Raw genomic sequence first — 23,371 nt, forward strand, 5'->3', positions numbered from 1 at the left:
GGGGCCGTCGACACCCCGGGGGGCATCCGCCCTGGTAGATGCCCGGCGGGGTATCCGGCCGGCGGGCGGTGCGACGATGCGCGGCGCGCGTCAGCCGACCGCGTGCGCCTCCTCGGCGGCGTCCAGGTCCTCGTATCCGGCGAGGATCACCGTGTACGCGACGGTGCGCCAGGTGAGGTTCTCGCCCGCCGCGATCAGGTCGTCGACCAGGGCGCGGTACAGCGCCAGCGTGCGGTCGGAGTAGGTGCCGAGCTCGCCGCGCAGATAGGTCTCGAAGGACGTCGCCTCGAGCGTGTCCTCGGCGGTGGTGAGCACCCGCATGCCGGCGCCGAGCGCCGGGTACCCGGCGTGGAACTCGCGCGCCCAGACCACCTGGATCGCGATGATCTGCTCCTGCTCCTCGACCCGGTCGGGCGAGAGCGCGGGCAGGTGCGGCGCGAGCTCGCGGGCGTACCTCTCCGGCTCGGTGGACTCCATCATGCGCGCGTACTTCTCGGTCAGGAGGTTGCGTCCGGCCGCGTCGGCGGCGTCGAGGTCGGATGCGTAGGAGTCGAGCAGGTCCATGGGCCACGTGAGGAACTGACCCAGCCGCTGGACCTCGAACTCCTCGGGGTTGTCCTGGCAGGACGCCCGCCCGCCCTCGCCGCGCACCTGCTGGAACTGCTCCCACTCATGCGCGACGATCTCCCGCGCGCGCTCCATGCGCGCCAGCCGCTGCTCCATGGTCTCCCGCATGCCGGACCCCTCTCACAGACCCTTGAGCCAGTCGTCGCCGATGCGCGCGGCGAGCTCGCCGCGGTGATGCTCGAGGAAGCCCGCGTCAGAGCCCGAGAGCCCCTGCGCGCGCAGCTCGGCCGCCACCTGCGCGCACACGTCCTCGATCGCGGCCTCGAGGCCGGCGCGCGCGGGGCCCGCACCCTTGCCCCCCTCGCCGAAGCCCGCTCCCCCGAAGCAGGCCGCCGAGGCCAGCCTCAGCGCGTCGGACAGCCGCGGATGGACGCCCGGCAGCCGCGAGCCCATCCGATCCGCGAGCGCGCGCAGCGCTGCGAAGCGCCACTTGTAGTACGGCAGGTAGCCGGCCGAGGCGGGGCCGTTGAGCAGGAACACCGCGGAGGCCGCCGCGTTCACGAACTCGCCGACAGCCAGCCACGCCGCCTCACCGTCTCCGCGGTCGAGCATCCTCGGCACGTTGTACTGGCCCGCCTGCGCCATCATCCCGAGCCGCCGCGAGACCAGCGCCAGCCGGACGTCCTCCGGCATGCGGCGGAACCCGTTCCGCGCCGCCGAGAACGCGCCGTGCGGATCCTGGAACACCTGCCCGCCGGTCGCCGCCGCCAGCGTCGCCTCATCGAGCCCGAGCCACTCGTGGGGGCGGTCCGCTGCGGGCGCGGCGGCATACCCGGTCAGGCCCTCGAAGAAGTCGCCGATCTCGAACACGCCGACGCGCCGCGCGCCGCCGGTCGCGCGCGGGGTGGCCACGCGCGGACCGTGACCGCGATGGGTCGGCGGGAGCGCCTCGTAGTCGGCCTGGAGCGCGGCGCCGTGCGCCGCGAAATCCTCGGCGGACAGCCAGACGCAGAATCCGGGGCCGAAGTCGTGGTCGCGCGACAGCGCGTCGTCGAACCCGAGGGCGTCCGAGCCGTGCCCCACGAGGCCGACGGCCGCCCGCCGCAGCAGGTCCGCGTGACGCTCGCGCATCATCGGCCGGCCCACCTCCTCCCAGTAGGAGCGCGCCAGCGCGAGGCCGGTCAGCGGGTCCGGCGATGGCGCGGGGTCGGGGTCGGGGGACGATGCGGCGCTCTCCGCGGGCGGCGGGTCCACGGCCGGCGACCGGTCGGGAGCGGCCGCGAGCGCGGCCCGGGCGGCGCGGAGGTTCTCGGAGGTCACGGCGTGGGCGTCGGAGCCCTCGCCGTACGCCCGCGCGATGATCGCGAGCGCCCTCTCGTACCCGTCGACGGCATCCGCGAGCCGACCGAGCCGGAAGCTCGCCTCCGCATGCCCGGCGAGCGCCGCGGCGTAGTGCGCGTCCCCTTCGCTCCCCCCGCGGCGGAAGATCTCCATCGCGGCAGCAGCATGGTCCTGCGCCTGGTCCTCGCGCCCGAGCGCGAAGGACACGAGCGCGAGGTTCGTGCGGGTCGCGGCGACGTCGATGTCGGTCGCGGGGTCGGCCGAAGAGGACGCCAGGATCGCCAGCGCCTGCTCGAGGTGGGCGTGGGCGGAGGCGTGGTCGCCGCTGTCGCTGTCGAGGATCGAGAGGTTGTTGTGGAGCGCCGCGAGCCGGCGGTCGCGCGACCCGAACAGCGGCGCGGCGACGGCGAGCGCCTCCGCGTAGGCGGACCGCGCATCGTCCCTCCGCCCGGCCGCGCGCATCGCGGTCGCGGCGTTGATGAGCGTGGTCGCGTGCGCCTCGGTCCCCTCGAGCCCGAGCCGGCCGACGAGGGCGAGCGCCTCGCGCGCCTCGGACACCGCCTCCCGGTGCCTGCCGATCGACCGGTGGAGGCCCATCGCCTCGTTGAGCACCGTGAGCTCCGCCGCCAGGTCCCCCGCGGCGCGGGAGCCCTCCACGGCGTCGGCGACCAGCCGCTCCGCCGCGTCCGGACCCGCCTGCGCCGCGAAGGCGGCGTCGAGCTCGCGGAGGAAGCCCGCGACGTCGTACCGGGCGGACCCATCTGCGCCAGAGGTCATCGCGTCGCTCTCGACCCTTCGTCGGGCGGCGCGAGGACGGGGACCACGCCGCGCCTCGAGTCTAGGGCGAACGACCCGGGACCCCGCGGGAGAGACGTGGCCGTTGCTCGGAGTTTGCTGCGGATCGCGGCGACCCCCTTCCCAACCTGACATAACTCTGGAACCCTAGGGGGTATGCACCCCGTCGGTTCGTCCGCCCCCGTGCGCGCCCTGGAGCCCGCGCCGGTCGACGTCGCGCTCGCGACTCCTACGCTGCTGCCCGCGCTGGACTACCTCGCCGACCTCGTCGGCCGCGTGCACCGCGCGCGCCGTCGCGTCCGCCTCACGACCCTGACGCTCTCGGACGGCTTCCTCACGGGCGCGCTCGTCGACGCGCTCGTCGACGCCGCGCGGCGCGGTGTCGAGGTGTGCGTGCAGGCGGACACCTTCACCTTCCGCGACACCGCGGCCTCGCTGCTGCCGGGACGGGTCCCGACGCGCGCACGGAGCGACGCCCGCACCCTCGCCTGGCGCATCCGCTCCGCGGGCGGCACGTTCACCTGGCTCGGCCACGAGCGCGGCCCCCTGTTCAAGGGGCGCACGCACACCAAGCTCACCGTGGTCGACGACTCCGTCTACGCGTTCGGCGGGGTCAACCTCGACGACCGGGGCGTGACCAACGTGGACTTCATGCTGCGGTTCGACGACCCTGCCCTGGCCGACGCGCTCGCCGACGTGCACGCGGAGATCCGCACGGTGAACCGGTCGACCCGGCCCGCATCCGTCGCGCTGCCGCACGAGCACGGCGAGGTGCTGATCGACGGGGGCGGCGCCGGCGACTCGATCATCTACCGCCGGGCGCTCGAGGTGGTCGAGGACGCGGTCGAGGTGACCCTGGTCTCGCAGTACTGCCCGACGGGCGAGCTGGGGCGCGCGATCAAGGAGCGTCCCCACCGGATCTTCTTCAACCGCCCCGGTCAGGCCTCCCTGCTCAACCGGGCGCTCATCGCCTCGTCCATGCTCGCGACGCGCACCTCGACGTCGTACGCCCACCCGGACTACCTGCACGCGAAGGTGATCCTCGCGCACATGCCGGACGGGTCGCGGACCGCGATCACGGGATCGCACAACTTCGTGTGGCGCGGCGTCGAGTACGGCACGCGGGAGATCGCGCTGCTGACGCGGCACCAGGACAGCGTGGACGCGATCGCCGGCTTCATCGACACCGAGGTGCACCGGCGCGGCGACACCGCGTGACACTCTGATCGCACACCCCCGGGGGCATATGCCCTGGTAGTCGTCCTCCCAGGAACGCCCCGCATCGTCGCCCCGGGGGTTCCCAAGGGTCACGTGGATGTGTCATCATTCCCGCCATGGCCATCCCCGCGAACCTGCGTGCACACATGTGCTGCGTTCGCTGCGCCATGTGTCTGTCGGCCTGATCGCCCACGGAACCTGTCCCCCTTCCTGGGCGCTCGGCCTGACGAGCGCGATCTCGCCACGCCGCAGCTCCCCCGACACACTGGAGAACCGGTGAGCACCACCGACGACACGACCCGCACCCCGCAGGCGCTGACCGAGGCCGAGGAGCGCCGACGCCACCGCGAGGAGGCACGCCTCATCCGCACCCGCGAGGCCGCCGCCCGCAAGAACACCGCGTCCAAGGACGGCCAGTGGGCCGCCGGCGACCGCACGCCGCTCAACCCGAACGAGGAGTTCAAGGCGACCGCGGACCCGCTCGAAGTGCGCCACCGCATCGAGACCCTCTACTCGAAGTGGGGCTTCTGGTCGATCCCCCCGAGCGACCTGCGTGGGCGGTTCCGGTGGTGGGGCCTGTACACGCAGCGCCGCCCGGGGATCGACGGCGGTCGCACCGCGGTGCTCGAGCCCCATCAGCTCGACGACGAGTACTTCATGCTCCGCATCCGCTCCGACGGCGGCCAGCTGAGCGTCGCGCAGGCCCGCGAGATCGCGGCGATCTCGACGGAGATGGGCCGCGACACCGCCGACGTCTCCGATCGCCAGAACATCCAGCTCCACTGGATCCGCATCGAGGACGCACCCGAGATCTTCCGCCGCGTCGAGTCGGTCGGCCTGTTCACCACCGAGGCCTGCGGCGACTCCCCGCGCGTCATCCTCGGCTCGCCGCTCGCGGGCGTCGCCCAGGACGAGCTGATCGATCCGACGCCGCAGATCCAGGCGATCATCGAGCGCGGCATCGGCAACCCCGAGTTCTCCAACCTGCCGCGCAAGTTCAAGTCCGCGATCTCCGGCATGCGGATCCCGGACATCGTCCACGAGATCAACGACATCGCGTTCGTCGCCGTCGAGCACCCCGAGCTCGGCGTCGGCTACGACCTCTGGGTGGGCGGCGGGCTGTCCATCAACCCGCACCTGGGCGTGCGCCTGGGCGCCTTCGTGGAGCCGGACAAGGTCGCCGACGTCTGGGCCGGGGTGATCGGGATCTTCCGGGACCATGGCTACCGCCGGCTCAGGACCCGCGCCCGCCTGAAGTTCGTGGTGAAGGCGTGGGGCGCCGAGAAGTTCCGCGAGGTGCTCGAGAACGACTACCTCGGTTGGAGGCTCCCCGACGGCCCCGCGCCGCAGGAGGCGGGTCCCGGCGATCGAGGCGACCACGTCGGCATCCACCGTCAGCGGGACGGCCGCTGGTACGTCGGCGTCGCCCCGGTCGCGGGTCGCATCTCGGGCACCAAGCTGGCAGCGATCGCGGACATCGCCGAGGCGGCGGGCTCGGACCGCATCCGGCTCACGCCGCTGCAGAAGATCGTGCTGCTCGACATCCCGGAGGACCGCGTCAACGACGTGGTCAACGGCCTCCGCGCGCTCGAGCTCGAGGCCGAGCCCGGCGAGTTCCACCGCAACGTGATGGCCTGCACCGGCATCGAGTACTGCAAGCTCGCGATCGTCGAGACCAAGGCCACCGCTCGCGAGGTGGTGCTGCGGCTCGATGAGACGTTCCCGACGCTCGACACCCCGATCTCCGTGCACGTCAACGGCTGCCCGAACTCCTGCGCTCGCATCCAGGTCGCCGACATCGGCTTCAAGGGCCAGCTGGTGCTGGACGACGAGACCGGCGAGCAGGTGCCCGGCTTCCAGGTCCACCTGGGTGGCCGCCTCGGCCGGGGCGAGGACAACGACTTCGGCCGCAAGATCCGTGCCCACAAGGTGAAGGCGGACGGCATGCCCGACTACGTCGAGCGCGTGACCCGCAACTACCTGGAGACCCGCGCCGACGGCGAGCCCTTCGCGGACTGGGCCTTCCGGGTCGACGAGGAGCTGATCCGATGAACGCGCCGCCGCTCGGCGCATCGTCGCTCACGTTGCTCAACCCGAGCGAGTGGAACGCCGAGACCTGCGCGCAGGTCAACGAGCGCCTGCTGAGCGCCTCGGCCGCGCACATCGCCGACTGGGCCGCCGCCACCTTCGGGCGGCGCCTGGCCGTCGCGGCGTCCATGCAGGACACGATCCTCCCCCACCTGTTCGGGACCCGGATCCCCGGGGTGGACGTCCTCTTCCTCGAGACCGGCTACCACTTCCCCGAGACGCTGGCGACCCGGGACGCGGCCGCGGCCGCCCTCGACATCACCGTCGTCGACGTCACCCCGAAGCAGACCGTCGCCGAGCAGGACGCCGCCTACGGCAAGGACCTCTTCGCCCGCGACCCCGGGCTGTGCTGCCAGCTGCGCAAGATGGACCCGCTGCGCGACGCGCTCGCCGGATACGACGCGTGGGTGACGGGCGCCCGCCGCGTCGACGCCGTCACACGCTCGGAGCTGCCGGTGGTCAGCTGGGACGCCAAGCACGGCCTGGTGAAGATCAACCCGCTCGCGCTCTGGGACGATGCGGCGGTCGAGTCGTACCAGGACACGCACGGGCTGCCGCGCAACCCGTTGGTCGCGCAGGGCTACCCCAGCATCGGCTGCCTCCCCTGCACCCAGCGGGTGGCTCCCGGCGCCGACCCGCGCTCGGGGCGCTGGGCCGGCCTCGACAAGACGGAGTGCGGCATCCACGTCGGGTGAGCGTGCGCCGTCCAGGCCTCTGATCCCAGGGGCCAGTCGCGCGCGACTGGCCCTCACGGGCGAGGTCCGCGCGGTGCGAGAATCGAGCGGTGACCCCCTCGCTCGACCGCCGCGGACTGACGTACGGCTTCGCCGCCTACTTCATCTGGGGGCTGTTCCCCATCCTCATGGCGTGGCTCGAGCCGGCAGGAGCCCTCGAGATCGTCGCCTGGAGGTCGGTCTCGTCGCTCGCGGTGTGCCTGATGATCGTGCCGTTCATGGCGGGCGCCTGGCCGCGCATCGTCGCCGTGGCCCGGGACGGGCGGACGATGCTGCGGCTCACCGCGGCGTCGCTGCTCATCGCCGTCAACTGGGGGGTGATGGTCTACGCGGTGGTGACCGATCGGGTCGCCTCGACGTCGCTCGGCTACTACATCAACCCGCTCCTGACGGTCGCGCTCGGCGTGTTCTTCCTGCGCGAGCGCCTGCGGCCGATGCAGCTGGTCGCGATCGGGGTCGCCGCCGTGGCCGTGACGGTGGTGGCGGTCGACATGGGCGGGCTGCCGTGGATCTCTCTGGTGCTCGCCACGAGCTTCGGGCTGTACTCCTTCATCAAGAAGGACGTGGGCGCCAAGGTCGACGCGCTCACCGGGCTCACGGTGGAGACCGCGATCCAGCTGCCGCTCGCGATCGGGGTGCTGATCTGGGTGCACGCGTCCGGGACGCAGACGCTGCTGGTCCGCGGCGCGGAGGGGCTGGGCTGGGTCCATGACACGCTCCTGCTCACCACCGGCACCTGGACCGCGGGCGCGCTGCTGATCTTCGCGGCCGCCGCCCGCCGCCTGCCGCTCAACATCTCGGGCCTGCTGCAGTACATCGCCCCCACCATGACGTTCGCGCTGGCGGTCTGGTACTTCCACGAGCCGATGCCGTCCGCACGGTGGGCCGGCTTCGCCCTCGTCTGGGTGGCGCTGGTGCTCATCACCGTCGACTCGTGGCGTGCCCGCGCATCCGCGGCGGTCACCCCGCCGGGGCGGGTCACCGAGCCGGTGTAACCGTCGAAGGGCCTTGAGCTCCCCGCGGGAGACGACGATCGCGCGGTAGGGGCGGTGAGTTCCCCGCAGCGGGAGGGAGCGGGGGTGTGGTCAGGCCGCGCGGGCGACCAGGGCCTCGGCGAAGGCGCCGAGCGCGTCCTTCACGTCGCCCTCGGGGAGGCTCGCGATGGCGCCGACCGCCTGATAGGCCCAGCGGCGCGCCAGCTCCGCGGTCTCGTCGAGCACCGGGTGCACGGCGAGGCGTGCGACCACGTCGGCGAGCGCCGCGTCGTCGCTCAGGTCCCCGTCGATCGCCGCGAGCAGGGCGCGGTCCTCGTCGGTCGCCTCCGGCGACGCGACCCGCCGGCGCAGCAGGAGCACCGGCATGGTGGGCACGCCCTCGCGGAGGTCCGTGCCGGGGGTCTTGCCGGTCGTGGCGGCGTCCGAGCGGATGTCGATCACGTCGTCGGCCAGCTGGAACGCCACCCCGGCGAACTCGCCGTAGCGCGTGACCTGCTCGACCATGGAGCGCGGCGCGCCTCCGAACATCGCTCCGAACCGCGCCGACGTCGCGATCAGCGACGCCGTCTTGTCCGCGAGGACCTGGAGGTAGAAGGCCACCGGGTCGTCCGCATCGTCCGGCCCCACGGTCTCGTGGAGCTGGCCGATGCACAGCCGCTCGAAGGTCTCCGCCTGGATGCGGACGGCCGCGGGGCCCAGTCCCGCGACCACCGTCGAGGCGCGCGCGAACAGCAGATCGCCGGTGAGGATCGCGACGGAGTTGCCCCACACCTCGTGCGCCGAGGGGGCGCCGCGCCGGGTGGGCGCGGAGTCCATGACGTCGTCGTGGTACAGCGTCGCGAGGTGGGTGAGCTCCACCACCACCGCGGCGTCGAGCACCTCAGGACGCGAGCCGTCGCCGAGCTGGGCGCACAGCAGGACCAGCATGGGGCGCAGACGCTTGCCTCCCGCGTCGACCAGGTGACGGGACGATGCGTCGGCGAGCTTGTCGGACTGGGCGACCGCGTCGCGCAGCCGCTCCTCGACCAGGTCCAGCCGGGGCTGGAGCTCCGAGTCGAGGGCGGCGTTGCCGATCGTCAGCGTGGCCATGCGTCAGCCGGCGGAGCCGATGAGCAGCACGGCGGCGTTCTCGAAGGCCGAGAGCACCGGGCCCGGCACGACTCCGAGCAGCACCACCGCGGCGGCGGTGATCACGACCACGACGCGAGCGAGCGGCGAGTAGTCGACCTCGATGGCCTCCTCCTGACCGTCGGGCACGTCGGTGAAGAACATCAGCACGATCAGGCGGACGTAGAAGAACGCGGCCGCCGCGGAGGCGATCACGGCGACCAGCACGAGCGGCCAGGCGCCCTCCGAGATCGCCGCGGCGAAGGCGACGAACTTGCCGACGAAGCCCGCGGTCAGCGGGATGCCCGCGAAGGAGAGCAGGAACAGCGCCATCGCTCCTGCCAGCAGCGGCGAGCGCTTGCCGAGGCCCGCCCACTGTCCGAGGCGCGTGGCCTCGCCCAGGACCGTGCCGTCGTCGGACCTCTCGCGCACCTGGGTGATCACCGCGAACGCGCCGAGCGTGGCGAGGCCGTAGGCGAGCAGGTAGAACGGCAGCGCCGCGAGGGTCGCCTCGGGGAAGCCCGCGAAGGCGACCAGGATGAAGCCCGCGTGCGCCACCGACGAGTAGGCCAGCATGCGCTTGAGGTCGGTCTGCACCAGCGCGACCACGGTGCCGAGCAGCATGGAGGCGATCGCGACGGCCCAGAACAGCCAGGACAGCTCCCACGTCAGGCCGTAGAACGCCTCGTAGGACACGCGGATCAGCGCGGCTGTGGCGGCGGCCTTGGTGGCGGCGCCCATGAACGCGGTCACCGGGGTCGGGGCGCCCTGATAGGCGTCCGGCGTCCACGAGTGGAACGGGACGGCGCCGAGCTTGAACAGCAGGCCGACCACGACGAGCACGGCGCCGCCGAGGATCAGCGGGTCCAGGCCCGAGACCGTCGCGATGCCGTCGGCGATGCCCGTGAGGGAGGCCGACCCGGTCGCGCCGTAGAGCAGTGCCGCACCGAACAGGAACAGCGCCGACGAGAAGGCTCCGAGCAGGAAGTACTTCAGCGCGCCCTCGTGCGAGAGCATCCGACGACGGCGCGCGAGCGCCACCAGGATGTACAGCGGCAGCGAGAAGAGCTCGAGCGCGACGAAGAGGAACACCAGGTCCGTCACCGACGTGAACAGCATCATGCCGCCCACCGCGAACAGCGCGAGCGGGAACACCTCCGTCACCTGCATGCCCTTGCGGCGGGCGAGGGTCTCCTCGGTGGACCCCGGGGCGACCGAGCCGAGCGACGTGAACGCCTCCTCGCCGGCGCGGGTGCGCGCGGCGAACAGCAGCGCGCCGAGCGCGCCGAACACGAGGATCACGATCTGCCAGGCGAGCGCCTGGCGGTCGACGGTGAGCATGCCGGCGAGCACCTCGGTGCCGGCGCCCTCGAGCCCGGCCCACTGCACGACGGCCACGCCGGCCGCGCCGATCAGCGCGACGAGCGAGAGCCCCAGCTGCGCCGCGCGACGGGTCGCGGGCGTGCGGACGAAGGACTCGACGAGGATCCCGATGGCGGCCGCGCCGAGCACCACGATGATGGGCGCGAGCGGCGCCCAGGCGATCTCAGGGGTCACGAAGCTCACTCGCCTGCCTCCTCAGCGACGACGGCGGACACATAGTCGGCGGACGGCTCCCGCACCGTGTCGAGCGCGATCCCGGGCAGGAAGCCGAGGATCAGCATCAGGATCACGAGGGGCCACAGCACCACGCGCTCCCGGACGGACAGCTCGCGGGTGGCCTCGAGCCCCTCGCGCGTGGGTCCGGTGAACACCTTCTGATAGGTCAGCAGGATGTAGAGCGCGGCGAGCACGACACCGATCGACGAGACGATGACCGCCGTCTTCGCGACGGAGAACGCGCCGATCAGCACCATGATCTCGGACACGAACGGCGACAGGCCGGGCAGCGCGAGGGCGCTCAGACCGATGATCAGGAACGTGCCGGCGAACACCGGGACCACCTTCTGGAGGCCGCCGTAGTCGGACACGTTCGCGCTGCCGTAGCGCTCGATGAGGAACCCGACCGCGAAGAACAGCGCGCCCGTCGAGAGGCCGTGGTTGAACATGTACAGCGCGGCGCCCTCGATGGACGTCTGGGTGAAGGCGAAGATGCCGAGCACCATGATGCCGAAGTGGCTGACGGACGTGAACGAGACGAGCCGCAGCATGTTGGTCTGGCCGATCGCGAGGAGGGCGCCGTAGATGACGGAGATCACCGCGAAGATGATGATCGCCGGGGCCGCCCAGCGGGCGGCGTCGGGGAACAGCGCGATACCGAGCGTCAGCATGCCGAAGGTGCCGATCTTGTCGAGCACCGCGACCAGCAGGGCGGTGGTGCCCGGGCGCGCGTTCTCGGCGACCGTCGGCAGCCACGTGTGGACCGGGACCATGGGCGCCTTGATCGCGAACGCCAGGAAGAACGCGAGGAAGATCAGGCGCTCCGCCGTGGTCGACATGGTCAGCCCAGTGAGGTTGTCCGTGAGGAACGCCTGGTCGCCGCCGGGCCCCTGGAAGTACAGCGCCACGACCCCGACCAGCATGATCAGGCCGCCGGCCAGCGAGTACAGCAGGAACTTCACCGCGGCGTAGCGGCGCTGGACGCCGCCGAACGAGCCGATGAGGAAGTACAGCGGGATCAGCATCGCCTCGAACAGCACGTAGAAGAGGAAGACGTCGCGGGCGGCGAAGATGCCGACCATGAACGCCTGGCTCAGCAGGATCAGCGCGAGGTAGTGCGTGCGCCGGTCCTCCGCCTCGTCCTCCTTCCAGGCCGCGAGGATCGCGAGCGGGGTGAGGATCGCGGCGAGCACGATCATCAGCAGGCCGATGCCGTTGACGCCGAGCGCCCAGCTCGCGCCGATCTGCGGGATCCACGCGTACGTCTCGGAGAACTGGAAGGTGGCGGCGGCCGCCGTGTCGAACTGCGCGAACAGCACGATGGCGAGCACGAGCTCCACGGCCGTGACGGCGAGCGCGATCTCGCGGACGCGCGCGCGGGCGCCGGCGGGCAGGGCCCACAGCAGCGCCGCGCCCACCGCGGGGACGGCCACCATGACGGTCAGGATCGGGAACATGGCTTAGAGACCCCCCTGGACCACGACGAGGATGACGATGACAAGGCCGACCAGCATGGTCGCGGCGTACGAGCGGACCTGGCCGGTCTGGAGGCGACGCGCCACCTCACCGGTCTTGGACCACGCCTCGCCGCCGCCGTTGACGGCGCCGTCCACCACGGCGGCATCCGCGTAGACGAGCGTCCGCGTGAGGTGCGTGCCCGGCCGCTCGAAGACCGCGCGGTTGACGCTGTCCTGGAACATGTCGTTGCGGGCGGCGATGGTGGCCAGCGAGGCGGCGGGGGCCTCCTCGGGCACGTCCGCCGCTCCGTACTTGCGCCACGCGACCCACACGCCCAGCGCGACCAGGATGAGGGTCGCCGCCATCAGCACGGGCACGGGCAGCACCGGCTCGTGGTGCTCGGCGTGCCCTGTGACGGGCTCGAGCCAGTGCGAGAAGCGGTCGCCGACCGCGAGGAACAGGCCCAGGAACGCCGAGCCCACCGCGAGGATGATCATCGGCACGGTCATGAGCGCGGGCGACTCGTGGGGGTGCTGGCCGTCGGTCCAGCGCGCCTTGCCATGGAAGGTCATGAAGAACAGGCGCGACATGTAGAACGCGGTGAGGCCTGCGCCGATCAGCGCGGCGCCGCCGAGGATCCACGGCTGGGCGCCCTCGCCGACGAACGCGGCCTCGATGATCTTGTCCTTCGACCAGAAGCCCGAGAACGGCGGGATGCCCAGGATCGCGAGCCAGCCCAGACCGAAGGTGACCCAGGTGGTGACCATCGCGGTGCGGAGCGCGCCGAAGCGGCGCATGTCGACCTGGTCGCCCATCCCGTGCATCACGGAGCCGGCGCCGAGGAACATGCCGGCCTTGAAGAAGCCGTGCGTGACCAGGTGGAAGATCGCGAAGGCGTAGCCGATGGGTCCGAGGCCCGCGGCGAGCATCATGTAGCCGATCTGCGACATGGTCGAGGCGGCGAGCGCCTTCTTGATGTCGTCCTTCGCCATACCGATGAGCGCGCCCAGGATGAGGGTGAACGCACCCACCGCGGCGATCGCGGTCTGGGCGCTCGGGGCGCCCTCGAGGATCGGCGCGGAGCGCACCAGCAGGTAGACGCCGGCGGTCACCATGGTCGCCGCATGGATGAGCGCGGAGACCGGCGTGGGGCCCGCCATGGCGTCGCCCAGCCAGGACTGCAGCGGGAACTGCGCCGACTTTCCGCAGGCCGCGAGCAGCAGCGTGAGGCCGATCGCGGTGAGCGTCGCGGTGGAGACGCCGTCGACGTTCGCGAAGACGGTCTCGAAGTCGACGCCGCCGAGGTAGGCGAACATGAGGCCCATCGCGAGGATGAGCCCGATGTCGCCGATGCGGTTCACCACGAAGGCCTTCTTGGCGGCCGTCGCGTACTCCGGCTTGAAGTTCCAGAAGCCGATGAGCAGGTACGACGCGAGACCCACGCCCTCCCAGCCGACGAACAGCAGCAGATAGCTGTCGGCGAGCACCAGCAGGAGCATCGCGGCCACGAAGAGGTTGAGGTACGCGAAGAAGATGCGCCGGTTCGGGTCGTGCTCCATGTACGCCACGGAGTAGACGTGGATGAGCGTGCCCACGAAGGTCACGAGCATCACGAAGGTCAGCGACAGCGGGTCCACCAGCAGGCCGGCGTCGAGGTTGAGCTCGGCGCCCGGGATCCAGCTGAACAGGTGGACCGCGTGCGAGCGCTCCTCCGCGTCGAGGCCGAGCATCTGGATGAGCGCGAGCAGGCCGACCACGAAGGCGGAGCCGGACGCGGCGACGCCGAGCCAGTGGCCCCACGAGTCGGCGCGCCTGCCCGCGAGCAGCAGCACGGCGCTGCTGGCCAGGGGCACCGCGATGAGAAGCCAGGTGAGATCAAGCATGGGGTCAGCCCTTCAGCTCGGCGGGCTCGTCGAGCGAGATGGTCTGGCGTGCACGGAAGACCGCGATGATGATCGCGAGACCGACCACGACCTCGGCGGCCGCGACCACCATGACGAAGAACGCCATGACCTGGCCGTCGATCTCCCCGTGGATGCGGGCGAAGGCGACGAGCGCGAGGTTGGCGGCGTTCAGCATGAGCTCGACTCCCATGAACGCGACGATCGCGTTGCGGCGCAGCAGCACCGCGGCGGAGCCGATCGCGAACAGGATGCTCGCGAGGATCACGAAGTTGACGGGGTCCATCAGCGGTCGTCCTCCTTCCGGCTCGGGTCCTCCAGCTGGGCGCGGAACTCGGCGCCGTCCTGCACCTGGTTGCGGATCTTGAGCACGCGCGACACCGACGCCTCGATGGGCTTGCCCTCCGGGTCGAGGGCAGGGATGTCGAGCGCGTTGTGGCGGGCGTACACGCCGGGGAAGACCTTGTTGACCGGGTCGGAGCCGGTGCGGACGCGGTCACGCTGCACCTCGACCTGGGTCCGGCGCGGCTTGAGCCGCGGCACGTGGGTGAGCACGAGCGCCCCGACCGCGGCGGTGATCAGCACGAAGCCCAGCACCTCGATCACGAGCACGTACTTCTCGAACAGGAGGATCGCGATCGGCTCCGGATCGCCCACGGCGCCCTCCTCGGCCACGGGGATGCTCACCCGGGTGATCAGCGACACCAGGAACGCGCCCAGGCCGCCGGCGGCGAAGAACGCGATCCAGCGCTGCGCGGTGATGGTCTCCTTGAGGTCCTCGCGCTGATCGACTCCGACCAGCATGAGCACGAAGAGGAACAGCATCATGACCGCGCCCGTGTAGACCACGATCTGCACGACGCCCAGGAACGGCGCGTCGAGGGCGACGTACGCGGCCGCGAGACCCACCATCACCAGCACGATCGACATCGCGATGTGCACGGCCTTGCGGGCGAACAGCAGCGACAGCGCGGGGATCACGGTGATCGCCGCGATGATCCAGAACAGGATCGGGCTAACCACGGCTGGCCTCCTTGGCGTCCCGGTTCTCCGGCAGCGTCGGCTCCTCGGGACGGTTCTCGCGCACCCACTCGATCTGGGCGTCGACCACCTGGGTCACGTCGCCGCGGTAGTAGTCGCCGTCGGTGGTGCCGGGCACCATCGGGTGCGGCGCCGCGAGCATGTCCTCGCCCATCGGGGCCAGCAGGTCCTGCTTCTCGTAGATCAGGCCCTCGCGGGTGGGCCCGGCGAGCTCGTAGTCGTTGGTCATCGTGAGCGCGCGCGTCGGGCACGCCTCGATGCACAGACCGCAGAAGATGCAACGCAGGTAGTTGATCTGGTAGACCCGGCCGTAGCGCTCGCCGGGGCTCACCTGGTGGTCGGGCGTGTTCGAGTCCGCCTCGACATAGATCGCGTCCGCGGGGCACGCCCAGGCGCACAGCTCGCAGCCGATGCACTTCTCGAGCCCGTCCGCGTAGCGGTTGAGCTGGTGGCGGCCGTGGTAGCGCGGCGCCGTCGGGTTCTTGACCTTCGGGTACTGCTCGGTCACGGTGGGCCGGAAGAAGTTGCGCAGCGAGACGCCGAAGCCGGCGACCGGGGCGAAGGCCTCGCCGATCGGGCCCTTCTTCTTGAAGTTCGACTCGAAGGTCTCGCGCTTGCCGTCGCGCTCGCGGTTGACCTTCCAGACCTCGTCGGACTCGCTCACTCGGAGTCCTCCTCTCGCTTGCCGGCATGCGCCTCGACCGTGCGGCCCGACCGCGGGGACGGCGGGAGCACCTGGTGAGGCATCGGGGGTACGGGGTAGCCGCCCGCGAACGCGTCGAGAACCTCGGGCTCGCGGTCCTCGGCGGGGGCCTCCTCCTCGGACTTCTTCGAGTCGGTGACGAAGCTCCACACCGCGATCAGCAGCAGGATGCCGATGACGGCCGCGACCGCGTCGTAGACGTTGAGGTCGCGGTCGAAGTGGTCGAACAGCTCGCGGCCGACGGCGAAGAACACCAGCCAGCCGAGGCCGACGGGGATGAGCACCTTCCAGCCGAACTTCATGAACTGGTCGTAGCGGAAACGCAGGACCGACCCGCGGATCCACACGAACACGAACATCAGCAGCCAGATCTTCACGATCAGCCAGATGGGCGGGAAGAACCCGGTGTTGAGGAACTCGGCTCCCGGCCAGGACGCGGGCCACGGAGCGCGCCAGCCGCCGAGGAACAGCGTGGTCGCGACGGCCGAGACGTTGATCATGTTCATGTACTCGGCGAGGAAGAACCACGCGAACTTCATCGAGGAGTACTCGGTCATGAAGCCGGCGACCAGCTCGCCCTCGGCCTCGGGGAGGTCGAAGGGCAGACGGTTGGTCTCGCCGACCATGGAGATGACGTAGAGCACGAAGGCGGGCAGCAGCGGCCAGATCCACCAGCGGTCGGTCTGCGCGTCGACGATCCCCTGCGTGCTCATCGTGCCCGACAGCATGAACACCGTCACGAGCGACAGGCCCATGGCCAGCTCGTAGGAGATGACCTGCGCGGTCGAGCGGATCGAGCCCATGAGCGGATACGTCGAGCCCGAGGCCCATCCGCCGAGGACGATGCCGTACACGCCCAGGGCGGCGCACGCGAGGATGAAGAGCACCGCCACCGGGAAGTCGGTCAGCTGCAGCGGTGTGACCTCCTCGGTGCCGATGATCCGGGTCGCGGGACCGAACGGGATCACGGAGAAGATCAGGATCGCGCAGAACACCGAGATCATCGGCGCGACGATGTACAGCGCCTTCTCGGACTTGCGGACGGTGATGTCCTCCTTGAACAGGAGCTTCATCGCGTCGGCCACGGACTGCAGCAGTCCGAACGGTCCCAGGCGGTTCGGTCCGGGGCGCTCCTGGAGGCGGCCGATCACGCGGCGCTCGAACCACACCGCGAAGAGCACGCTGGTGAGGAGGAACGCGACGATCAGCACCGCCTTGATGATGACGATCCAGATCGAGTCGCCGGCGAGCGTGCTCGACACGTCGGCGTCCTCGGACACCGGCTGGACGGCGGTCGCGAGACCCGCGGCGAATGCGGAGAGCGCCATCACTCTGCCCCCTTCACGGACACGGTGGCCCCGGCGGACGCGCCCAGGTCGCGGGCGACCCAGGAGCCGGGAGACTTCAGCGGCAGCCAGATCACGCCGTCGACCATGTCGGTGACCACGGCGGGCAGCTCGATCGCGCCGCGCTCGCTCGCCACCGTCACGGTGCGGGCGACGCCGAGCGCGTCGGCGGTCGCCTGCGACAGGCGGGCCACGGCGACGCGGCCGGTGCCGGCCAGGTAGGGCTCGCCCGCCTGGAGCGCACCCTCGTCGACCAGCTGGTGCCAGGTCGCCAGCGCGGCCTGGCCCTTCGCCGGCTTCGCGGGCTTGGCCGCCTTCGCCTTCGGCGCGGCCGCACGCTCCCCGGTTCCGGCGGCGCCCAGCGCGGCCAACTCCGAGTTGACGGCCTCGACGGTGCCGGTGCCGAGGGCGGCACCGAGCTCCCTGGCCAGCAGGTCGAGCACCCGGTGATCGGACATGGCGTCCGTGCGGATGGCGGTCGCGAACGAGCGCAGGCGACCCTCCCAGTTCACGAAGGTGCCGGACTTCTCCGACGGCGGCGCGACCGGCAGCACCACGTCCGCGCGGGACGCGATGTCGCTGCGGCGCACCTCGAGGGAGACGACGAAGTCCACCGCGTCGAGCGCGGCGGGGACGTCCGCGGCGAGGTCGGAGGCGCTGACGCCACCGACCACCAGGGCACCGATCTCGCCTGCCGCCGCGGCGGCCAGGATGCCGGCCGTGTCACGGCCCGGCTTCTCCGGGAGCGAGTCGACGCCCCACGCCTCGGCGACGGCCGCGCGGGCGGCCTTCGACGATGCGGCGCGGCCGCCGGGGAGCAGGCCGGGAAGCGCGCCCGCCTCGACGGCGCCGCGCTCACCCGCACGGCGCGGGATCCACGCGAGCCGTGCTCCGGTCGCCGCGGCAAGCTCCTGTGCGGCGGTGAAGCCGCCGGCGGACTCGGCCACGCGCTCGCCCAGCACGATCACGGCGCCCGGCTGCGACAGGGCCTCGCGCGCATCGTCCGCCAGTCCGCTCAGCGCGGCGGCCTCCTGGCCGGGCGCCGTCGGGACGAGCGTGGCGGCGAGCTTCTCGGCGCCACGGGACAGGAACGGGGCGACGGTCAGGACCTGCTGACGACCCAGCGACTTGCGCAGGCGCAGGAACACCACGCCGCCCTCGTCCTCGGGCTCGAACCCGACCATCAGGACGGTCGGCGCCTTCTCGAGGTCTCCGAAGGTCACGCCCATGCCGGTGCCGGCGACGGCGGAGCCGAGGAACGCCTGCTCCTCGTCGCTCGCCGCGCGGGCGCGGGAGTCCACGTCGTTGGTGCCGAGCACCGTGCGCGCGAGCTTGGCGTAGGCGTAGGCGTCCTCGAGGGTGACGCGGCCGCCGACCAGCACGCCCGCGGTCCGCGCGTCGCCCTCCTCGGGCTCGGCGGTCGCGGCGCGGATGCCCGCCGCCGCGGCGGCGAGAGCCTCGGGCCACGAGACCTCGACCAGCTCGCCGTCCTTGCGGACCAGCGGGCGGGCGAGGCGGTCGTCGAGGTTCTGCCACGCGAAGGCGAAGCGGTCCTTGTCGGTGATCCAGTCCTCGTTCACCACCGGGTCGTTGTCCGCGAGGCGGCGCAGGATCTTGCCGCGCCGGTGGTCGATGCGGATCGCGGAGCCCGACGAGTCGTGCTCGGAGATCGCCGGCGAGGACACGAGGTCGAACGGGCGGGAGCGGAACCGGTACGCGGCCGAGGTGAGCGCGCCCACCGGGCAGATCTGCACCGTGTTGCCGGAGTAGTAGGAGGAGAACGCCTTGCCGGCCTCGTCCTCGGCGGCGGCACCGACGGGACGGTAGCCGTCGAAGTCGAGCACGTCCTCGTCGAACGTGCCGATCTGCTGCTGCGCGCCGCGGTTCTGGAGGTCGATGAACGCGTCGCCCGCGATCTCCTTCGAGAACCGGGTGCAGCGCTGGCACAGCACGCAGCGCTCGCGGTCGAGCAGGATCTCCGAGCTCAGCGCCAGCGGCTTCTCGAAGACGCGCTTGACGTCGACGAAGCGGCTCTCGGGGCGGCCGTGGCTCATCGCCTGGTTCTGCAGGGGGCACTCGCCGCCCTTGTCGCAGACGGGGCAGTCCAGCGGGTGGTTGATGAGCAGCAGCTCCATCACGCCCTTCTGGGCGCGGTCGGCCTCCTCGGAGGTGTGCTGCGTGTTCACCACCATGCCGTTCGTCACCGTCATGGTGCACGATGCCTGGGGCTTGGGGAACGCGCGCAGGTTGCCGTCGGGGCCCGGGCTGGCGACGTCGACCAGGCACTGGCGGCAGGCGCCGGCGGGCTTGAGCGCGGGGTGGTCGCAGAAGCGCGGGATCTCGATGCCGATCTGCTCCGCGGCGCGGATGATGAGCGTGCCCTTGGGCACGGTCACCTCGGTGCCGTCGATGGTGAGCGTGACGGTCTCGACGGCCTCGGCTGCGGGCTTGTCCGCGGTCGCGGTCATGCGTGCGCCTCCTCAGGTGCATCGGCGTACTCGAAGAGCGCCGAGGCGGCGTGGTCGAACGGGCAGCCGCCCTGCTCGACGTGGGCCTCGTACTCCTCGCGGAAGAGCTTCACGGAGCTGATGATCGACGAGGTCGCGCCGTCGCCCAGCGCGCAGAACGAGCGGCCCGCGATCGAGTCGCAGGTGTCGAGCAGCTGCTGGATGTCGGCCTGCGTGCCCTGGCCCTTCTCGATCCGCTTGAGGATCTGGGTGAGCCAGTAGGTGCCCTCGCGGCAGGGGGTGCACTTGCCGCAGGACTCGTGCTTGTAGAACTCGGTCCAGCGGGTCACGGCCCGCACCACGCAGGTCGTGTCGTCGAAGAGCTGGAGCGCGCGCGTGCCGAGCATCGAGCCCGCCGCGCCCACCGACTCGTAGTCGAGCGGCGTGTCCAGGTGGTCCTGGGTGAAGATCGGGGTGGAGGAGCCGCCCGGCGTCCAGAACTTCAGCTCGTGGCCCTCGCGGATGCCGCCGGCGAGCTCGAGGAGCTCGCGCAGCGTGATGCCGAGCGGCGCCTCGTACTGACCCGGACGGGTGACGTGCCCGGAGAGCGAGAACAGGCCCATGCCCTTCGAGCGCTCGGTGCCCATCGCCGTGAACCACTCGACGCCCTTGTCGACGATCGACGGCACGGAGGCCACCGACTCGACGTTGTTGACCACGGTCGGGCGCGCGTAGAGGCCCGCGACCGCCGGGAACGGGGGCTTGAGCCGCGGCTGGCCGCGGCGCCCCTCGAGCGAGTCGAGCAGCGCGGTCTCCTCGCCGCAGATGTAGGCGCCGGCGCCGGCGTGGACGGTCACGTCGAGGTCGAAGCCGCTGCCGTGGATGTTCTTGCCCAGGTGCCCGGCCTCGTAGGCCTCGCGCACGGCCTGCAGCAGGCGGCGGTACACGTGCACCACCTCGCCGCGCAGGTAGATGAAGGCGTGGTTGCAGCCGATGGCGAAGGACGTGATGATCACGCCCTCGACCAGCGCGTGCGGCGCGGACATCATGGTCGGGATGTCCTTGCACGTGCCCGGCTCGGACTCGTCGGCGTTGACCACCAGGTAGCGGGGGCCGCCGTCGTCCGGGGGCAGGAAGCCCCACTTCATGCCGGTGGGGAAGCCCGCGCCGCCACGGCCGCGCAGACCCGAGTCCTTGACGGCCTGGATGAGGTCGCCGGGCGCCATGCCCAGGGCCTTCTTCAGCGGCGCGTAGCCGCCGGCGGCGGTGTAGGTGTCCAGGCTCCAGGACTTCTCGTCGGCCCAGGTCGCGCTCAGGACGGGAACCAGCTCGGTCACTTGGACGCCCCCTTCCAGCCCTGCTCCTTGGCGGCCTTGAGGCCCGCGAGGGTGGGAGCACCCGCGCCCTGGTCCTCGTCGGCACGCCCGTCCTCGAATCCGGCGAGCACACGCGAGACGTCCTTGAAGCACGCCACCTTGCCCGGTCCGCGCGTCGGCGCGACGTCCTTGCCAGCACGGAGGTCGTCGACGATCTGCTTGGCGGACTCGGGCGTCTGGTTGTCGAAGAACTCCCAGTTGACCATCATGACGGGCGCATAGTCGCAGGCCGCGTTGCACTCGAGCCGCTCGAGGGTGATCTGGCCGTCCTCGGTGGTCTCGTCGTGCCCGACGCCCACGTGCTCGGACAGCTCGTCCCAGATGCGGTCGCCCCCCATGACGGCGCACAGCGTGTTGGTGCAGACGCCCACCTGGTACTCGCCGTTGGGACGACGCTTGTACTGGGTGTAGAACGTCGCGACCGCGGAGACCTCGGCGGCCGTCAGGTCGAGCTGGTCCGCGCAGAACTGGATGCCGTCGGGGCTGACGTACCCGTCGACCGACTGCACCAGGTGCAGCATCGGCAGCAGCGCGGAGCGCTTGACCGGGTAGCGGCCGACGATCGCGGCGGCGTCCTCGGCCAGCTGCGTCAGGGTGGACTCGTCGTAGGTCATCGGTCGACGCCTCCCAGGACCATGTCGATGGTGGCGATGGCGACCACGACGTCGGCGACCTGGCCGCCCTCCGTCAGGATCGACAGCGCCTGCAGGTTGTTGAAGCCGGGGTCACGGAAGTGCGCGCGCCACGGCTTGGTGCCGCCGTCGGAGACCAGGTGGACGCCCAGCAGGCCCTTGGGGCCCTCCGTCGCGACGTAGACCTGGCCGGCGGGGACCTTGAATCCCTCGGTGACCAGCTTGAAGTGGTGGATGAGCGACTCCATCGACTCGCCCATGATGTGCCGGATGTGCTCCAGCGAGTTGCCCTGGCCGTCGGAGCCGACGGAGAGCTGGGCGGGCCACGCCACCTTCTTGTCCGCGACCATCACGGGCTGGCCCTCGCTCGCCTCGAGGCGCTCGACGCACTGCTCGACGATCTTGAGGGACTCGTAGCACTCCTCCAGGCGCAGCACCACGCGGGAGTACGCGTCCGCATCCGTGCTCGTCGGCACCTGGAAGTCGTAGGTCTCGTACCCGCAGTACGGCTCGGCCTTGCGCACGTCGTACGGCAGACCCGCGGACCGCAGGATCGGTCCGGTGATGCCCAGCGCCATGCAGCCGGCGAGGTCGAGCACGGCGACGTCCTGCAGCCGGCCCTTGAAGATCGGGTTCGCGAGCTGCAGGTCCACGAGCTCGTCGAGCTTCTGCTTGACCTTGGGGATCATCGCGCGGATCGCGTCGGTCGCCCCCTCGGGCGCGTCCTGCGCGACGCCGCCGGGACGGATGTAGGCGTTGTTGGTGCGGAGCCCCGAGATGAGCTCGATGACCTTGAAGGTCTCCTCACGCGCGACGAACGCGGTGGTCATCACCGTGGTCGCGCCCATCTCGTTGCCGCCGGTGCCGACCGCGACCAGGTGCGAGCCGATGCGGGTGAGCTCGGCCATCAGGACGCGCAGGACGCTCGCGCGCTCGGGCACGTCGTCGGTGATGCCGAGCAGCTTCTCCACGCCGAGGCAGTAGGCGAGCTCCTGGGCCATGGACGCGACGTAGTCCATGCGGGTGCAGAAGGTCACGCCCTGGGTCCAGGTGCGGAACTCCATGTTCTTCTCGATGCCCGTGTGGAGGTAGCCGATGCCGGCGCGGGTCTCCGTGATGGTCTCGCCCTCGATCTCGAGCATCACGCGGAGCACGCCGTGGGTCGACGGGTGCTGAGGACCCATGTTGACGACGATGCGCTGCTGGCCCAGGCGGGCGGCCTCGTCGGCGATCTCGCTCCAGTCGCCACCGTAGGCGCTGTACTCGGGGGCCTCCGGGTCCTCGGTGAAGGGCCCGGTGGCGTGCGGTGCGGTCGTCGATTCGCTCATCGGTACTGCCTCCGGGTGTCGGGCGAGGGGATCTCGGCGCCCTTGAACTCGACGTCGATGCCGCCCAGCGGGTAGTCCTTCCGCTGCGGGTGTCCCACCCAGTCGTCCGGCATCTCGATGCGCGCGAGCGAGGGGTGGCCGTCGAAGACGATCCCGAAGAAGTCCCAGGTCTCCCGCTCGTGCCAGTTGTTCATCGGGTAGACGGAGGTCACCGACGGGATGTGGGGGTCGGCGTCCGGGACGGAGACCTCGAGGCGCAGGCGGCGGTTGTGGGTGATCGACTGGATCGGGTACACCGCGTGGAGCTCGCGGCCCGCGTCCGCCGGATAGTGGACGCCGGAGACGCCGAGGCACAGCTCGAAGCGGAGGTCCTGGTCGTCGCGCAGGTGCTGGCACACCTCGACCAGGTGCTCGCGCGCGATGTGCAGCGTCAGCTCGCCGCGATCGACCACGACGCCCTCGATGGCGGCCCCCGCATCGTCCCCGAGCAGCTCCTCGAGCACGTCGACGACGCCGTCGAACCACTCCCCGTAGGGGCGCTCGGACACGCCGGGCATCTGGATCGGCTTGACCAGCAGGTCGTAGCCGGTCGTGTCACCCTGGGCGCCGAACATACCCTCGCGGACGTTGATCAGGGTCATCGGCTTCCGGTCGCCGGGCTGGGGGCCGCCCTGCGGCGCGCCCGTGCCCGTGAG

Annotated in this window: 19 protein-coding genes; 4 read left to right on the forward strand and 15 right to left on the reverse strand. The window is 71.3% G+C overall.

From position 1 onward, the window contains the following. Positions 1–90: 90 nt before the first annotated feature. Together QQX10_RS09990 and QQX10_RS09995 are read right to left on the reverse strand one after the other, a co-directional pair. On the reverse strand, positions 91–735 hold the full coding sequence (locus QQX10_RS09990) for a DUF4125 family protein (RefSeq protein WP_301119492.1): 645 nt from the start codon (positions 733–735) through the stop codon (positions 91–93). A 12-nt stretch (positions 736–747) separates the two neighbouring features. Beyond that, positions 748–2,685, reverse strand: a complete 1,938-nt coding sequence (locus tag QQX10_RS09995) for a DUF4037 domain-containing protein (RefSeq protein WP_301119490.1) — start codon at positions 2,683–2,685, stop codon at positions 748–750. 174 nt (positions 2,686–2,859) lie between these two features. Here QQX10_RS09995 and QQX10_RS10000 point away from each other — a divergent pair, with 174 nt between their 5' ends. The 4 genes from QQX10_RS10000 to rarD all read left to right on the forward strand — a co-directional run bounded on the left by QQX10_RS10000 (position 2,860) and on the right by rarD (position 7,738). Next, the gene (locus QQX10_RS10000) at positions 2,860–3,921 is read left to right on the forward strand and encodes a phospholipase D-like domain-containing protein (RefSeq protein ID WP_301119488.1); all 1,062 of its coding nucleotides are present in this window, start codon (positions 2,860–2,862) and stop codon (positions 3,919–3,921) included. 276 nt (positions 3,922–4,197) lie between these two features. Then, entirely contained in the window at positions 4,198–5,973 is a 1,776-nt protein-coding gene (locus QQX10_RS10005) for a nitrite/sulfite reductase (RefSeq protein WP_301119486.1), read from the forward strand. After that, positions 5,970–6,704 (forward strand): phosphoadenylyl-sulfate reductase, encoded by a 735-nt coding sequence (locus tag QQX10_RS10010; RefSeq protein ID WP_301119484.1) that lies wholly within the window; start codon positions 5,970–5,972, stop codon positions 6,702–6,704. Before QQX10_RS10005 ends, QQX10_RS10010 begins: the two co-directional genes overlap by 4 nt. 89 nt (positions 6,705–6,793) lie before the next feature. Beyond that, positions 6,794–7,738 (forward strand): EamA family transporter RarD, encoded by a 945-nt coding sequence (gene rarD, locus QQX10_RS10015; RefSeq protein ID WP_301119482.1) that lies wholly within the window; start codon positions 6,794–6,796, stop codon positions 7,736–7,738. Positions 7,739–7,828: 90 nt separating this feature from the next. Here rarD and QQX10_RS10020 read toward each other — a convergent pair whose 3' ends face one another. The 13 genes from QQX10_RS10020 to QQX10_RS10080 form a co-directional block, all read right to left on the reverse strand. Then, positions 7,829–8,827: a polyprenyl synthetase family protein gene (locus QQX10_RS10020; RefSeq protein ID WP_301119480.1), complete on the reverse strand. Its 999-nt coding sequence runs from the start codon at positions 8,825–8,827 to the stop codon at positions 7,829–7,831. A gap of 3 nt (positions 8,828–8,830) precedes the next feature. Next, positions 8,831–10,411: an NADH-quinone oxidoreductase subunit NuoN gene (nuoN, locus tag QQX10_RS10025; RefSeq protein ID WP_301119478.1), complete on the reverse strand. Its 1,581-nt coding sequence runs from the start codon at positions 10,409–10,411 to the stop codon at positions 8,831–8,833. Further along, the gene (locus tag QQX10_RS10030) at positions 10,408–11,901 is read right to left on the reverse strand and encodes an NADH-quinone oxidoreductase subunit M (protein WP_301119476.1); all 1,494 of its coding nucleotides are present in this window, start codon (positions 11,899–11,901) and stop codon (positions 10,408–10,410) included. Before QQX10_RS10030 ends, nuoN begins: the two co-directional genes overlap by 4 nt. Positions 11,902–11,904: 3 nt before the next feature. Beyond that, a complete protein-coding gene (gene nuoL / locus QQX10_RS10035) occupies positions 11,905–13,785 on the reverse strand; it encodes an NADH-quinone oxidoreductase subunit L (RefSeq protein ID WP_301119475.1) in 1,881 nt (626 codons plus the stop codon). Positions 13,786–13,789: 4 nt separating this feature from the next. After that, positions 13,790–14,089 carry an NADH-quinone oxidoreductase subunit NuoK gene (gene nuoK, locus QQX10_RS10040; protein WP_301119474.1) on the reverse strand — a complete coding sequence of 100 codons (300 nt, stop codon included), beginning with the start codon at positions 14,087–14,089 and terminating at the stop codon, positions 13,790–13,792. Further along, positions 14,089–14,826 carry an NADH-quinone oxidoreductase subunit J gene (locus tag QQX10_RS10045; RefSeq protein WP_301119473.1) on the reverse strand — a complete coding sequence of 246 codons (738 nt, stop codon included), beginning with the start codon at positions 14,824–14,826 and terminating at the stop codon, positions 14,089–14,091. Before QQX10_RS10045 ends, nuoK begins: the two co-directional genes overlap by 1 nt. Further along, positions 14,819–15,418, reverse strand: a complete 600-nt coding sequence (nuoI, locus tag QQX10_RS10050; protein ID WP_301119971.1) for an NADH-quinone oxidoreductase subunit NuoI — start codon at positions 15,416–15,418, stop codon at positions 14,819–14,821. Before nuoI ends, QQX10_RS10045 begins: the two co-directional genes overlap by 8 nt. Positions 15,419–15,504: 86 nt before the next feature. Then, a complete protein-coding gene (gene nuoH, locus QQX10_RS10055) occupies positions 15,505–16,875 on the reverse strand; it encodes an NADH-quinone oxidoreductase subunit NuoH (protein ID WP_301119472.1) in 1,371 nt (456 codons plus the stop codon). Beyond that, a complete protein-coding gene (locus QQX10_RS10060) occupies positions 16,875–19,361 on the reverse strand; it encodes an NADH-quinone oxidoreductase subunit G (protein WP_301119471.1) in 2,487 nt (828 codons plus the stop codon). Before QQX10_RS10060 ends, nuoH begins: the two co-directional genes overlap by 1 nt. Next, positions 19,358–20,677 (reverse strand): NADH-quinone oxidoreductase subunit NuoF, encoded by a 1,320-nt coding sequence (gene nuoF, locus QQX10_RS10065; protein WP_301119469.1) that lies wholly within the window; start codon positions 20,675–20,677, stop codon positions 19,358–19,360. The genes QQX10_RS10060 and nuoF overlap by 4 nt, the downstream gene beginning before the upstream one ends. Continuing rightward, on the reverse strand, positions 20,674–21,330 hold the full coding sequence (nuoE, locus tag QQX10_RS10070; protein WP_301119467.1) for an NADH-quinone oxidoreductase subunit NuoE: 657 nt from the start codon (positions 21,328–21,330) through the stop codon (positions 20,674–20,676). Before nuoE ends, nuoF begins: the two co-directional genes overlap by 4 nt. Beyond that, positions 21,327–22,676: an NADH-quinone oxidoreductase subunit D gene (locus QQX10_RS10075; RefSeq protein WP_301119465.1), complete on the reverse strand. Its 1,350-nt coding sequence runs from the start codon at positions 22,674–22,676 to the stop codon at positions 21,327–21,329. The genes nuoE and QQX10_RS10075 overlap by 4 nt, the downstream gene beginning before the upstream one ends. Further along, a complete protein-coding gene (locus QQX10_RS10080; protein ID WP_436968560.1) occupies positions 22,673–23,317 on the reverse strand; it encodes an NADH-quinone oxidoreductase subunit C in 645 nt (214 codons plus the stop codon). The genes QQX10_RS10075 and QQX10_RS10080 overlap by 4 nt, the downstream gene beginning before the upstream one ends. Positions 23,318–23,371: the final 54 nt, after the last annotated feature.

This window comes from Demequina lignilytica (genome assembly GCF_030418305.1).
Taxonomy (GTDB): domain Bacteria; phylum Actinomycetota; class Actinomycetes; order Actinomycetales; family Demequinaceae; genus Demequina; species Demequina lignilytica.

Coding starts and splice junctions, on each gene's coding strand:
- QQX10_RS09990 (WP_301119492.1), bottom strand. CDS start 735: ATGCGGGAGACCATGGAGCAGCGGCTGGCGCGCATGGAGCGCGCGCGG.
- QQX10_RS09995 (WP_301119490.1), bottom strand. CDS start 2,685: ATGACCTCTGGCGCAGATGGGTCCGCCCGGTACGACGTCGCGGGCTTC.
- QQX10_RS10000 (WP_301119488.1), top strand. CDS start 2,860: ATGCACCCCGTCGGTTCGTCCGCCCCCGTGCGCGCCCTGGAGCCCGCG.
- QQX10_RS10010 (WP_301119484.1), top strand. CDS start 5,970: ATGAACGCGCCGCCGCTCGGCGCATCGTCGCTCACGTTGCTCAACCCG.
- QQX10_RS10020 (WP_301119480.1), bottom strand. CDS start 8,827: ATGGCCACGCTGACGATCGGCAACGCCGCCCTCGACTCGGAGCTCCAG.
- QQX10_RS10030 (WP_301119476.1), bottom strand. CDS start 11,901: ATGTTCCCGATCCTGACCGTCATGGTGGCCGTCCCCGCGGTGGGCGCG.
- nuoL (WP_301119475.1), bottom strand. CDS start 13,785: ATGCTTGATCTCACCTGGCTTCTCATCGCGGTGCCCCTGGCCAGCAGC.
- nuoK (WP_301119474.1), bottom strand. CDS start 14,089: ATGGACCCCGTCAACTTCGTGATCCTCGCGAGCATCCTGTTCGCGATC.
- nuoH (WP_301119472.1), bottom strand. CDS start 16,875: ATGGCGCTCTCCGCATTCGCCGCGGGTCTCGCGACCGCCGTCCAGCCG.
- QQX10_RS10060 (WP_301119471.1), bottom strand. CDS start 19,361: ATGACCGCGACCGCGGACAAGCCCGCAGCCGAGGCCGTCGAGACCGTC.
- nuoE (WP_301119467.1), bottom strand. CDS start 21,330: ATGACCTACGACGAGTCCACCCTGACGCAGCTGGCCGAGGACGCCGCC.
- QQX10_RS10075 (WP_301119465.1), bottom strand. CDS start 22,676: ATGAGCGAATCGACGACCGCACCGCACGCCACCGGGCCCTTCACCGAG.
- QQX10_RS10080 (WP_436968560.1), bottom strand. CDS start 23,317: ATGACCCTGATCAACGTCCGCGAGGGTATGTTCGGCGCCCAGGGTGAC.